The 15,088-nt window shown below is 43.3% G+C and carries 6 protein-coding genes; all 6 read right to left on the reverse strand.

Annotation, left to right across the window (positions count from 1 at the left end; genetic code table 11):
- Window positions 1-114 precede the first annotated feature (114 nt).
- Window positions 115-1,623, reverse strand: coding sequence for a glycerol kinase GlpK (gene glpK / locus ACQV1I_RS19340; protein WP_116334153.1), 1,509 nt, complete (start codon window positions 1,621-1,623; stop codon window positions 115-117).
- Window positions 1,624-1,669: 46 nt separating this feature from the next.
- Window positions 1,670-2,380 (reverse strand): MIP/aquaporin family protein, encoded by a 711-nt coding sequence (locus ACQV1I_RS19345; protein ID WP_104032269.1) that lies wholly within the window; start codon window positions 2,378-2,380, stop codon window positions 1,670-1,672.
- A gap of 183 nt (window positions 2,381-2,563) precedes the next feature.
- Entirely contained in the window at window positions 2,564-3,124 is a 561-nt protein-coding gene (locus ACQV1I_RS19350; protein ID WP_116334154.1) for a glycerol-3-phosphate responsive antiterminator, read from the reverse strand.
- Window positions 3,125-3,223: 99 nt separating this feature from the next.
- Window positions 3,224-3,784 carry a GNAT family N-acetyltransferase gene (locus ACQV1I_RS19355; RefSeq protein WP_116334155.1) on the reverse strand — a complete coding sequence of 187 codons (561 nt, stop codon included), beginning with the start codon at window positions 3,782-3,784 and terminating at the stop codon, window positions 3,224-3,226.
- 6 nt (window positions 3,785-3,790) lie between these two features.
- Complete coding sequence (locus ACQV1I_RS19360) at window positions 3,791-7,063, reverse strand: non-ribosomal peptide synthetase (RefSeq protein ID WP_116334156.1); 3,273 nt, start codon at window positions 7,061-7,063, stop codon at window positions 3,791-3,793.
- Window positions 7,064-7,138: 75 nt separating this feature from the next.
- The gene (locus tag ACQV1I_RS19365) at window positions 7,139-14,998 is read right to left on the reverse strand and encodes an amino acid adenylation domain-containing protein (protein ID WP_116334157.1); all 7,860 of its coding nucleotides are present in this window, start codon (window positions 14,996-14,998) and stop codon (window positions 7,139-7,141) included.
- Between the last annotated feature and the right edge of the window lie 90 nt (window positions 14,999-15,088).

Genomic DNA, 15,088 nt, shown 5'->3' on the forward strand with positions numbered 1-15,088 from the left:
ACCACAACAAGATCCTTCTCATTCATAAGGATCTGCTGTGGTCTACTCCCATTCTCCGACCGATATTAACTTGTCTATTTGATAACAAAAGTATAGCGTAGTTTACTGGTAGCTTCAACCGACAGTCGGTACTTGGAAGCCCATTGTTGCTTCTACTGCTTTTTTCCATCCACTATATAATTTACTTCTTTCCTCTGCCCCCATCTGTACCTCAAAGCGCTTATCAATCTGCCAAACAGAGGCAATCTCCTCACGACTTTCCCAGAATCCAACTGCTAGACCAGCTAGGTAAGCCGCACCTAATGCTGTTGTTTCGCTATTGGTAGGACGCTCAACTGAAACACCAAGAATATCGCTTTGGAACTGCATCAGGAAATTATTTCTTACTGCACCACCATCTACACGCAAGGCTTTTAAAACAATTCCTGAATCCGCTTCCATTGCAGAAAGGACGTCTTTTGTCTGGTACGCAAGCGACTCAAGAATCGCACGGATAAAATGCTCTTTTTCTGTCCCACGTGTCAATCCAAATATAGCTCCTCGCACGTCACTCTTCCAATATGGCGTACCGAGTCCAACAAAGGCTGGAACCATATATACCCCTTCAGTCGATTCCACTCGTTGTGCATATTGTTCACTTTCAGCCGCCGATTTTAACATTCGAAGCCCATCACGTAGCCATTGGATAGCTGAACCAGCAACAAAAATACTGCCCTCTAACGCATATTCCACTTTACCATCGATGCCCCATGCGAGCGTCGTTAGTAATCCACTTTCCGATTTAACTGCCTTTTCTCCCGTGTTCATCAGCATGAAGCAGCCTGTTCCATAGGTATTTTTTGCCATACCCATCTCGTAGCATGCCTGCCCAAATAAAGCCGCTTGCTGATCTCCTGCCGCACCAGCAATAGGTACCTGTTCGCCAAAGAAATGATACGATGCTGTAAGCGCATACACCTCTGATGATGGTCGAACCTCAGGTAGCATACATTTAGGAATATCCAGTATGGCTAATAACTCAGCATCCCATTTTTGCTCATAAATATTATATAGAAGAGTTCGTGAAGCGTTCGAATAATCCGTCACATGACTCTCCCCACCTGACAAACGCCAGATCAACCATGTATCAATGGTTCCAAACAGCAGGTCACCCTTCTCCGCCTTCTCACGTGCACCTTCTACATGATCCAAAATCCATTTTAATTTGGTACCAGAGAAGTAAGCATCGATCACTAATCCGGTTTTTTCCTGCACTAGATCGGAATAGCCCTGGGCCTTTAACTCATCACATATCTCGGATGTTTGACGGGATTGCCAAACAATCGCGTTATATACTGGTTTGCCTGTGTGTTTATCCCAAACGATCGTGGTTTCACGCTGATTCGTGATGCCAATCGCCGCTACTTCCTTTGGGCTAATATTGGATGTGGACAGAACCTCTGCAATCACAGCTAAAATAGAACCCCATATTTCAAATCCATTATGCTCTACCCATCCTGGCTGTGGAAAATACTGTGGAAATTCCCGCTGTGCCATGGCAACAATCTGCCCTTGCTTATTAAAAAGAATGGCACGAGTACTGGATGTGCCTTGATCTAATGACAAAATATATTTTTTCTCCATATATCACTCATCCCTTTTCCCTGTTATTCAGTATTTTCTCTCTAGTCTAAGCAAGAAATACGATTTTATAAAAAAGCGCTGCCAAAACTCCTCCCACAATTGGTCCCACAACCGGAATCCAAGCATAGCCCCAGTTGGAAGTTCCTTTTCCAGCGATCGGGAGCAGAAAGTGGGCGAGACGTGGTCCTAAATCTCTTGCCGGATTAATCGCATATCCTGTCGTGCCACCTAGGGATACCCCAATGCTAATGATTAAAAGTCCTACGACAAACGGATTTAATCCATCTACAAATTTATTCGCTCCAATCGCGAGAATACCAAAAACCAGAATAAAAGTACCAATAATTTCACTTAAAAGATTACCTAGCGTATTTGGAATGGCAGGATCAGTTGCAAAAACACCCAATTTAGCCCCTTTATCCTCTGTTTGTTTCCAGTGAGGCAGATAGTGCAGCCAAACAATTACGGCGCCTAAAAAAGCTCCCAACATCTGTGCCACGATATACAACGGTACGTCCGCCCAAGCAAACCTATCGATGGTAGCTAACGCAATCGTAAGGGCTGGATTTAGATGAGCGCCACTTATCCCGCCCACAGCATAAGCTCCCATGGTAACGGCCAACCCCCAGCCAATCGTGATGACAATCCACCCTGAATTCTGCGCTTTTGATTTATGAAGGACAACCCCTCCTACTACGCCGCCCCCCAATATAATGAGAAGCATGGTACCAACCAATTCACCTACAAATGGTGACATCTTCTGTATCCCCCTCTATGCTTTGACTGACAACAAAAAAAACCACAGGAAACAATCCCTATAATACCATAGGGAAGCCTCTGTGGGTCTCCGATTCTCCGTCACCTGATTAACTTTATATCCCATTTAAGCAAACAAAAGATAATTCTGTCAACAATGAATTGTCAGGAAATCAAAAAGGTTTTATTTATTCTCATAATGGCGCCAAATCTCTTTACGTGATGTTGTTACCGCAACAGCCCCACCACTAAAGGCACACTCGGCATCCTCCACAGTTCTGATTAAACCACCTGCAAGCACAGGAATCTTCACACGCTCATATACTTCGGCAATAATATGCGGCATAATTCCTGGTAATACCTCGATATAATCTGGCTGCGTTAGTTCTAAAAGACGGTAGCTGGTTTCAAGCGCCGTAGTGTCAAGCAGAAATAATCGTTGAATCGCTAAGACTTTATTTTTCTTTGCGGTTAGTACGGCACTTTTCCGCGTGGAAATTACACCTGCTGGTCGAATTTCTTGACATAAAAATTCGGTTGCATATTCATCATTTCGTAATCCATTAATGAGATCAGCATGCACAAGCATTTTTTTATTATGCTTTTTCGACATTTGGACAATATGCTTTAATTGCCCCACATGGCTATCCAACAAGACTAAATATTCAAAACGACTTTTAAGCAATGCCTCGAAATCCTTCATCTGTCTGACTGCTGGTAATACTTTCTGCTGTAAAAAATCCATGCAACACTTCACATCCTATAACAAAAACGTTCATGCATCATTGTAGCAGGATTTTTCGATGATGCAACTAGTCTTTGTATTCCCAGAAGACCTTTCTCTCTAGTTGCCCTTTACCGATTTAGCGATAAAAATAGTGTCTACATATGTACCGTCAGGATATTTGACCTCTCCGATCTTCCTTCCCTCTTCTACAAACCCAAAGCTCTTCAATAAGCGAAGGGACCTTTCATTATGAGCAAATGCCTCGCCTGATAGCTTCTCAATGATAGGATGTGCCTCTGCCCACTCTAGCATGACTTCAAAAAAGAGACTTCCCATTCTTTGACCGCGCCACTCTTCTTTAATTGTTAAAGCGATCATACCTACATGCTGTACTCTCTTTGTTTCTCTTGGCGTAACGGTCATAATTCCGATTAATTCATTCTCGTATTCCGCGATAAACGCCACTTTATTGGGATCATTCCAAAAGGTATCAATACCGGCTGCGACTTGCTCATCATTTGCGATAAATTCTTCTCCAGAAGTGAGCATGAAGGAATTATCGTGAAATACTCGCTCGTAATGCTTCCGAATGATCGAAGCGTCCTTTGCTGTCGGTGAACGAAATGAAATGATGCGATCCGATTTGCTTTGTTTCAACACAGGTACGATCTGAGCCATAGTTATCTATCCTTCCTTTTTAATATGCTGTAAAATACGTTGAACCATTTTGGCATTCCTTTGTAAAAAATGACCATTAAACATACTGTAATGCATGCCTGCACCTTGATATTCTCTATAGGTTCCTTTTGTAAATGTACCCCACATTTGCAAATCGGCGGGTTGCGCAATATTGGCCTCATCTGGTTCTGCTTGTACAAAGTGAATGGAAGCATGTACTTGACCCACATGAGCCAACTGAAGGAAGTAAGCAACATACGCTCTGGTTTTCTTCAGAATCCGCTCTTTCACAACCTCATCACCATGGCTAAAGTCTAAGATTTCTCTGATATTTTCTAGTTGCAAGAAGCGCTCAATCTCATCTTCTAGCTCCTCTGGAGTCATTTTCATCTGCTCTGTTTTCATGTAGGTGTCAAACATAATGATGTCAGATACAGTGTGTCCCTTCTCTTCCATTGCTTTTGCCACTTCGAATGCTAGATTTCCACCAGCTGAATAACCTAGAAAAATGTAGGGTCCTTCTGGCTCTTCATCTAAAATCTGTTGAGTATATTGCTCTATGCGATTTTCCTCTTCCAAATATTCAAATCCATAAAACGTAGCTTCCTGATCTAATAATTCCGCAATTCGTTTATAGATAAAGATAAAACCATTTATCGGAGGAAAACAAATCACTTTGATATCGCCAGCTCGGTTTAATAGCGTCATATGGTTGTTACTCTCCTCCATATAAAAAGCAAAGGCCCGTTCTGCCATATATTCTATCGTTGGGTTTTCATACAGTAATTTTAAGGGAATCTCTACGTTTAATTCTTGTGCCACTAGATTAATCATCTTCAGCATTTTTAGTGAGTATCCACCCAGCTCGAAGAAATTGTCCTTAATTCCGATCGGTTTTATTTCCAGAACATCCTCCCAGATGCTCACTAGACTGGCCTCAAGGGATGTTCTGGGCGCCACATACTCTTGCTTTGAGCGCAGGCTGTTCTCTGGCTTTGGCAGGGCTTTTCGATCGATTTTTCCATTAGGGGTTAGCGGCATTTTCTCTATCTGTATCACGTACGTAGGGAGCATATAGTCAGGCAAAGAAACAGAAAGGGCTTTTCTTACATCTATGTTTCCTATGTCTTCTGTAGCCACCAAATAGGCGCATAGCTCATTGATTCCATCCTTGTTTTGTCTAGCTATAACTATTGCTTCCTGCACAAAGCTACGTAACAGTAACTGCTCTTCAATCTCACTCAATTCAATGCGATGACCTCTAATTTTCACTTGGTGGTCTAGTCGTCCCATATATTCGAGGGTGCCGTCTGCCAGCCATCTAGCCAAGTCCCCTGTCTTATACATACGTTCTCCAGCGATATAAGGGTTGTCGATAAAGCGTTCCTGCGTTAGCTCCTGTCTGTTTAGATAGCCCCTCGCTACGCCTACTCCCGATACATACATCTCGCCTGGGACCCCGATTGGTAACAGCTTTTTCTCCTGATCCAAAACATAGATAGACAGCGTCGGAATCGGCTTTCCAATGTTGCTTGCGTGCTGATGAAAATCCTCTTCTATCAGCTCACGGAAGGTAGCATGGACCGTGATTTCGGTTATGCCATACATATTGATCAGTTTGGTCTGAGGATATTTTGCTTTCCATGGCTGTAGCTGTCTTGGTGTTAAGGCTTCACCGCCAAAAATGACGTACCTCATATTCAGATTTTGATCAGCGGATTTTACCTCTTCATTTATGAGCTGATAAAATGCGGTAGGTGTTTGATTGAGTACCGTTACTTGCTCACTCTGTAGTAATTGTAAGAAGACTTTGGTATCTTGTGCCACCAGCTTAGGAACCACTACCAGCTTTCCGCCAAACAATAAGGCTCCGAAAATTTCCCATACAGAAAAATCGAAGCTAAAGGAATGAAACAGCGTCCAAACATCTTGATGGGTAAACGAAAATAAGGGGGTGTCTGGAAAGAATAAACACACGACATGTCTGTGTTCAATCATGACACCCTTGGGATGTCCAGTCGTCCCTGATGTATAGATGATGTACGCTAAGGATTGCGGTGAAATCTCGACAGACAGATTTTCACTAGCATACTTCTCTAGGTTTTCATCACGTAAATGAATGATTGTTCCCGGATAGGTGGAAACCTTTCCTTCAGGTCTATCGGTAAGCAGAAGCTTCGCCCCGCTATCTTCTAGCATATAATGGATTCGATCCTGTGGATAAATTGGATCGATGGGAAGGTAGGCTGCACCTGCTTTTACAATGCCAAGTATTCCCACAATCATCTCCAAGGAACGCTCAACCATGATCCCTACGATATCGTTAGGTTCAATTCCACGCTCTGTAAGTGACCTTGCTACTTGATTAGCACGTCTATTCAATTCTTCATACGTCATACGTTGATCATCACATACCAAGGCTTCTCGATCCGAATGCTTCTTTGCCTGCTCCTCGAATAGTTGTACAATTGTTTTGTCCTGCGGATAACCGGACTGTGTCTGATTAAAGCCGAATATGAGCTGATTTTTTTCCTGTTCAGACAAGAACTCGATCTCCCGACTAGGTTGTTGCGGGTTGGACAAAGCTTGCTGTAGTAGTCGCAGAGTATGTTGAACAATGCGCTGTATCGTCTCCTCCTGATAACATTCTGAATCGTAATGCAGCTCTATTTCCAGGCTATTTCCCACAGCTCGAAATAGGAAGAGTGTTTTACTCTCTATGTTATCGATATCTCCCACGTCATGAACGCTATCGAGCAGAACAACCGTCTGCATATTTACCTGTGATGGATCATTTATCTCTGGGTGTAGCATCCGTACAGCTTCTGCAAAAGACAGATTGGGATGCTGATCTGCCTCCATGACGGTTTGTTTGATTTTTCCCGCCCATTCGGCAAAGCTATCATTCTTCGTTCCAAATGTTCGCAGAGCAAGAAGATGGTTGGCTGTGTCCTCACTCCTTTTCATTTGAAAAGGGGGCATACCGACTAGAATATCCTCACTCCCTGTATAATGACTAAGCAACAGCTTCACACCCGTAACTAGCAAAACATACATACCAAACGCCGATCCATTGCTAATCACTATTACTTTTTCGGACAGCTCGGCAGGGAAGACCGCTTTAAATACAGACCTAGTGCTCTCTTTGCGTGTTCTGGTAAAATCCTCTGGGAATCCACTCGCGACTACATTTCCTTGTAATTTGCCTAACCAGTATTGCTGTTCCTCTTGCCACTTTCCAGTCGTCATTGTACTTGATTGACTTAATGTGTCACGCATCCTTTTTCTCTCCTTATCAGATCGTGTAGGGAGAGAATGCCCCTCCCTTTTTTACCAGAGAAAAACCCTTACCTGTTAAAATGTAAACGTGAAGTCTTCCGTTATGGCACTCTCCATTTTTTTCGTTCGCAAAAAGGGAATCTCGTTTATGAGCATATCCTTGTTCGCTGTAACCATCCGGAGAAGCTCCACATAATTCTGTCCCATCTGCTCAATGGTGTCACGTTTAAATAACGCTGTACGATACTCCCATGTGAAATGGAACCTGTCTCCTTGCTCCATTGCCTGCAAAGTAAGGTCGAATTTTGCTGTTTGATGCGTGTACGGATAGGGTATTAACGTAAGTCCATTTACTTGGCTTGTTTGCCAATCTGTATTTTGGAGTACAAATGCTACATCAAAAAGAGGGTTGCGATTAGGAACTCGCTCAGCCTTCACCTTTTCGATTAGCTCCTCAAATTGATAGTCTTGGTTCTCAAAAGCCTTTAACGAAGTCAATTTAACCTCATCTAAATAAGCTGCAAACGATTTACTACCCTTTGGATGCATTCGAAGTACCAATGTATTCACAAACATACCGACGATCCGTTGAATATCATCATCTCTCCTGCCTACAATCGGTGACCCAATCATGATTTCGTCCTGACCACTATATTGAGCCAGTAGCAGACCGAACGTTGAAAGTAAGATCATAAAGGGGGTTGTTCCTGTTTCCTCTGCTATTTGATGCACGAGGTGGGTTGTTTCCTGATCAAGAGTAATCGATAACTGATCTCCTGCAAACGTGAGAGCCTCCGGACGCTGGTAATCAAGTGGGAGTTGCAGAACAGGAAGCTCTCCAGCTAATTGTTGCAGCCAATATTCTTCTTGTTTCAAATAGGGGGCGGTTTGTTTAAAGGATTGCTGCCATACGGCATAATCCTTATATTGCAGGCGTAGTGCAGGTAGCTCGTCCCCTTGATAAAGTCGTACAAATTCATCCGTAAAGGTAGCCATGGAGACGGCATCTGAAATAATGTGATGAATGTCTACTAGTAAAAGATGACGGTCTGCCGTAAGCTCAATGAGACCAACTCGAAGTAAAGGCGGTGTCTCTAGATCAAAAGGCTGAATACATGCTTGAATCAATGCGTGGATATCTTCCTCAGCTACATGGTTGTTCCTCATATCTTCATATTGAATCGTAAAATCTGCCTTATCATGTACGCGTTGCATCGGTTCCCCGTGCACCATTTCAAAGGACGTTCGCAATGTAGCATGCCTTTGAATCAAGTGTTGAAAAGCTATTTCCATGCGTTCTCGATCTACAGCTCCCTCCAGCATTATCACAGCCAAAATATTGTAACTCACGGTAGCTCCGTCTAATTGATGAAGCAGGAAAAGTCGTTTTTGTGCAGAAGAAAGCGGATAGTATTCGCACTCCTGTGCAGGTTGGATATCCTGGTGCACGCTTTTCTTCATTTCTGGAAGCAGTTTTGCCAACGATGCTATGGTGGGATATTGGAAGACTTTTTCAATTGGCAGTTGAACATGCCATTCTTTATGGACCTTAGCAACAAACATCATCACTTTTAAAGAATGTCCACCCAATTCAAAGAAATCATCGTAGATACTAACCGGACTGATTCCTAATAAGTCCTGCCACATCATTGCCAATCGAGCTTCCAGCTGATTGCGCGGTGCCACATACTCTTGATTGCGAACCGCTTTCCTTTCAGAGATGGATAATGTTTTTCGGTCAACCTTTCCATTGGGTGTAAGCGGAATCTGATCGATCTGGTACATATGAGTGGGGATCATATATCCTGGTAAAAAGGTTGCTAGATCATCCTTTACCTTGGCAAAGGATAAGGCTTCATCCGATACGAGATGAGCGCATAGTTCATGTTCGCCTAGAGAGCTCGTCCACACCGAAACCACGGCTTCCTTAACATACCCAAGCTCCCTGATTTTGGCCTCTATCTCCCCTGTTTCGATACGATATCCACGCACCTTTACCTGATGATCCATACGACCTAAAAACTCTACATTTCCATCTGGTAGCCACCTAGCTACATCACCCGTTTTATACATCCGTTCACCTGATACATACGGGTTTGGGATGAATTTTTGCAGAGTCAATTCCTCCTGCTTGTAATAGCCACGCGCTACACCAGCCCCTCCTATGCACAATTCCCCCGGAATTCCTACAGGCAACAACTGATTCTGTTGATTGACAATATAGTAGCTCGTATTGGGTAATGGCTTTCCAATTGGGACATGGCTTTGCCCATTCAACCAACCAGCTTCCTCTTCAAAATAGCTAGACTCAATGCTAGCCTCCGTTACCCCGTAGGTATTTAAAATACGTATTGCTTGTCCAAACTTGTGTAATAAATAAGTGAAATCTTTGATCGATACAGTATCGGCTCCAAGCAGAATTAGCTTCAGATCGGGTAGCTCCAAGCCCTCCTCTGCAACATACTGCATAATGGGTACAAATAAAGCTGGAGTCGTATCAAGCATGCTAATTTGATGCTTACGCATGAATTCATATAAAGCGGGGGGATGAATCCGAATGTCTTCTGGACAAATAATGAGCTGACCACCTGTAAGGAGCGCTTTTGCCATATCCCCAGCAAATACGTCAAATGAAAAGCTAGCCATTTGCAATAACCGACAAGGGTTTTGCTTCAGCTCATACTCCTGCATCCAGGCATAGGCCGCATTCACATAGCCTCGGTGTTCAATCATTACTCCTTTGGGATTTCCCGTTGATCCTGATGTGTAAATCAGGTATGCTATGTTTTCAGGTTTCGTAACAGCAACCAAATTAGAGCCATCTAGGTGGTAATTCGATTCATCCTCAACATACAGGATTTCTTTCGTATACTCTTCTTTATTTATCTGAATATGGGCCTCTGCCGCTCTCGTAGTCAGTAACATCATCGAATCGCTATCCGTAAGCAAGTAGTAAATACGCTCGCTGGGATAATGGGGATCGATTGGTACATAGGCTCCACCTGCTTTTAATACCGCAAGTACGCTAATGAACATTTCGATAGAACGATCCATGAGAATACCTACAATACTCTCTGCCAGTACACCTTTTTCTCGCAGCGTTCTTGCCAGTTGGTTCGCTCTCTTATTCAAATCCCGATAGCAAATCGTTTGATCTCCCCACACGATCGCACTCTTATTAGATGTAGCGATCACCTGCTCTTCGAACAACTGCGTAAATGTTTTGTCTTTTGGGAACTTCACCTTTGAATCATTAAAGCGTTCCAGTATTACACGTTTGTCTTTTGTCGAGATCAATTCTAGCTGATCTATCAGTTGATTTGAGTTCTCGACAATTCCATGTAACAGCGTAATAAAATGCTCCATCAGACATTTCACGTACTTCTCATCATAGCGTTTTCTATTGTAAATAAAGTGGAACTGCAAGGAATCCTCTGGTGTCACCTTTACTGTAAAGTCATAGTGAGTCTGCTCAAAATAAGCATACAAATCCATTGTGTATCCCAAGGACTGGGTTGTTTGAGCAAGCCCCTCCACATCCAATGGATAGTTTTGATAAATAAACAGATGGTCAATTAGCCCTTGCTTTACTGGACTTAGTGCTTGGATTTCTGAGAAGGAACAATATTCATAGGGCTTGGCTTCTACAGCCTGCTTACTGACTCTTTTCAACAGCTCCAAAAACGTACTCTGCTCATCCCAGCTTACCCGTAATGGATTGGTATTGATGAACAAGCCCATGATTCTTTCTACACCTTCAACCTCAGACGGTCTTCCAGAAACCGTTCTTCCAAATACAGCGTCTCGCCTGCCATTATATTTGCCTAAAAGGATGCCCCATGCCGTTTGAAGCATAGCTCCTGTAGTTGAGTGATTTTCCTTAGCGATTCGTTGTAGCTGTGATGTGAGATGTTTCTCGATATACAAGATCGTCTCTGCTTGCTCGTCCTCCATACTCTCCTGTCTATAGTCAATCTCTGGATGTATCCCCATCTCTTCCTTCTGCAATCCAACACCAAGCATTTTCGGCAGAGCGGTAGACTCTTCGTATCCTTGGAGATACTGCCTCCAGAAATGAAGCGATTCTTCCTGATCCTGCTGCTCAATCCATTTCATATAGGTATAAAACGGTACAGCATCCTCTGCTTCCACCGAGGTTTTGTGAATCATAGTACGGTACTGCTCCATCCATTCTTGCAGCATAATCTGCAAGCTCCATCCATCGATTTGAATATGATGGGTACTTACCATGATGTGATAGCAGCTGGTAGCTAATGTAACCACAGCTAAACGCATCACATCTTGCGTAAGATCAAAACCGCGTTCACGATCAGTCAGTCGTTGGTTTTGTAAATAGCGGCGTTGATCCTGCTCATCTAAGTGAGATATATCAGCCTGTAGCACCGGAATATACCGATTTTTCAGAACACATTGAACGATCTCTTCCCTTTGCGTATAACGATAAACTGTACGAAGAGCATCGTGACGCTCCACTACACGCTGTAGGCTAGCTGCTAGCAAATCCACGTCTATCTGCCCTTTTACTGTCAACTCCAGTTGAATAAAAAAGGAGGAGGGCTGATTCAAGGAGCTGTGAACATACATCCATTCTTGAGATGGCGTTAGGGGGTAGACCTGTTCAATGTCCCCCATCGGAATATCTTCTTCTACTTGGCTTTGTAAGAAAGGAAGTTCCTCCATCGGAATCGTGAGTAGTGGAGCCGTAGCTTTATGCAGTCGAGATTCTATTTTTTGTTCCAGCAAAGTAATTCCTCTTGCCGCATCAGATAGAATGGGGAACTGGAACAGGCGCTTCATTTCTAAGGACATGCCCTTGGCCCGGAGACGAGACATCACTTGTATGGCCTTAATAGAGTCACCGCCTAGGTAGAAGAAATTATCCCGTGCTCCTACTCTCTCCACTCGTAGCACAGCTTCCCATATCTTTGCCAATAGCCATTCCCTTTCATTTTTTGGCTCAATATAAACCTCATCTGTGCCGAGTGTGTCGGCATCTCGTGTAGGTAATGGCAAACTTTTACGATCAACCTTACCATTTTGTGTCAGCGGCATACTCTGGACAGGAATAAAATAGGTGGGAATCATATACGTCGGTAATGCGTTAGCTAATTTCTCTCTCAACGCCCCAATGCTATGCTCTCGCTCCGTAACAATATACGCACAAAGCTCTTGATCCCCCTGCTCATTCTCGACAGCCACCACTACTGCATCTTTCACACCAGCTATTTTGACCAGTTGTGTTTCTATTTCTTCCGACTCGATGCGATATCCCCGAATTTTCACCTGATGATCCATGCGTCCTAGATACTCCAATTGTCCATTTGGTAACCATCTCGCATAATCCCCCGTCTTATACATCAGCTCCTCTTTATCTGTAAAGGGATTTGGGACAAAACGACTTGCTGTCATCTCTGGTAGATTAAGATATCCTCTTGCTAAACCAACACCAGACACACATAGTTCACCTGTCACTCCCACAGGCTGTTGTTCACCATGCGGACCAACGATATAAATGTGAACATTGTCGACTGGTCGACCTATCAGGACAAATGGTACGGTAGCTGTATCGCAGTCATAATAGGTCACTTGAATGGTTGTTTCTGTGGGTCCATATAAATTATGGAGGGAAATGCCATACGGTTGTAGAATGTCATGGAACTTGGCAACATGCTGGGCTTTAAGCGCTTCCCCGCTAGCAAATATAAGCCGGAGATTTTTTACCTGCTCTGCTATCCCAGTTTCCGCAAGATAGGTAAGAAAAATATGAAGCATAGATGGGACAAAATGGATGATGGATATGTGATGCTGTTGGATTGTCTGAACAATCATACCTGGGTCTTTTTCTGCTCCGGGCTGTAAAAAACATACCTTGGCCCCTACAAATGACCACCCAAATAATTCATAAACAGATACATCAAATGTGTATGGCGTTTTTTGCAAGATCGTATCCTGCTCCGTAAGTGGGTACTTTCTCTGAGACCAATAATTGCGACTGATAACAGATCGGTGTTCGATCATGACCCCTTTTGGATTTCCCGTCGAGCCGGATGTATAGATGACATATGCAAGATGATGAGCTTGTGCCAGTGGCTTCAGATTCGTCCCATCCTCATCGGCATAGAGATCGGATTGGATGATGATCTCCTCCCCCTCAAATGAGAAATGTCCAGCAAAAGAAGGATGCACAAGCAATAAAAACGCACCACTATCCTGTACCATATACTCCATTCGTTCGTTAGGAAATTCAGGATCAATGGGTAGGTATGCCCCACCTGCTTTCATAATGGCAAAAATGCCGATGAGCATTTCTAAGGATCGTTCCGTAATCATGGCAACAGGCTGATCGGGTTGCACTCCTTTTTGTCTAAGCCTTCTTGCCAGACGGTTGGCCTGTTCATTTAGCTCGCGATAGGTGAGATGTTTGTTCTCAAAAATGACCGCTATATGCTCAGGCGTCTTTTCAACCTGTTCTTCAAACATTTGGTGTAGGGTCTTGTCCGATGGGAAATCGTTTTGGGTTTCATTAAAGGACAAGAGTAGCTGTCTTTCCTGCTCAGATAGTAGTTGTAGTTCACCAACCTTTTTTCCAGGCTCCTCCACACCATTCTGTAGCAGGAGCAGAAGCTGCTCTGCCACCCTTGTTATTTCTGACTTATCAAACATTTCAACCTGATAATCCAAGGTAAGCATCATTTGTCCGCTGTCTATATTCTCTTTTACATGTACATACAACGGGTAGCCGACATGACCACTAAAGAGCCATTCCATGCTATATGTAAGCTGTCCCTTTTCTCCCCACTTCATAGGCTGATACTCTAGTACAATCGTAAAAAGCTCATCCATCCCCCGATGCTTCGTGCGTAATTCTTGCATCAGTAAATTATAGGGATATTTCTGATGTCGTAGGATGGAGACCTGTTTCTGAGTGATTTGGCGGACATAGGAGACAAAATCTAGCTGTGTATTCACCTGTGTACGAAACGGCTGCGTGCTTACAAACATACCAAACATGCTCGCATCCGTGCGATTAGTCCGATTGCCATAAAGCGTACCAATCGTAATATCTTCAGAAAAGGTAAGCTTCTGCAAATAAATCGAAAGAGTAGCTAGGAACAGGGCATTCACGCTAACCTGATACTCTTTACAAAAGGTGTGAACCAATGCTTGAAGTCTCTCTGAGATAGGAACAGATTCTCTCGCTGCCAAGGTACTCGACTGATAAGTAGGCACTTGTTTGATTCCATTTACCTCAGGAAGACTGGAAAAAACCTCCTGCCAATAGATTTTATCCTTCTGGAAACGGACGGAAGCCTCGTATTCCATTTCACTATCCAAATAAGAGAGATAGGAGGGCTGTACTTCCAACTCGATCGACTCTCCTGCAAGTAAGCGAACATAGTTATCCATAAACTCATTGCAGAACATATCAATTGACACACCATCGGCAATCAAATGATGAAATCGGCAATACACCCACATTTGCTCGTCATCAATCAAATGGATGGAAATATCGTACAAGTCAGAATGAAACAACTCCATAGGTATCTTCGTTTGGCTCTCGGCCCATTCTACTACTTTATTTATAATTGATTTTTGTTCATACTCCTGTGCTACTGATACGTCCTCATGCTTAGGATGCGCTACCTTTTTGCTGTAATCTATGACAGGAAACTGCCGCTCCTGATAATCTAGTAGATATTGCCTTGGTTCTGCTTGCCCTTCATCTGTTAAACGGATTCGAAGGGCATCATGGGCATAAATGGCTGCGTTTATCGCCTGACATAGCTTTGCATAATCAGACTGCCCTGTTATTTTTATAAAACCAGCCATGATGTTTACCGCCGTGTCAGGATGCATCATCTCCGTATACCAAATTCTCTTTTGGGGATTCGATAGCTCATAGGTTTTTTGCATCAGGTTTCTCCCTCTTTTTGGTTTATTCACCAATAAACATTTATTCCCAGTAGAATTATAACAAAATTAGTAAAAGATGTTCCACGAAAA

Origin of the sequence: Brevibacillus sp. JB24b (genome assembly GCF_051713385.1) — a bacterium.
GTDB lineage: Bacteria > Bacillota > Bacilli > Brevibacillales > Brevibacillaceae > Brevibacillus_B > Brevibacillus_B laterosporus.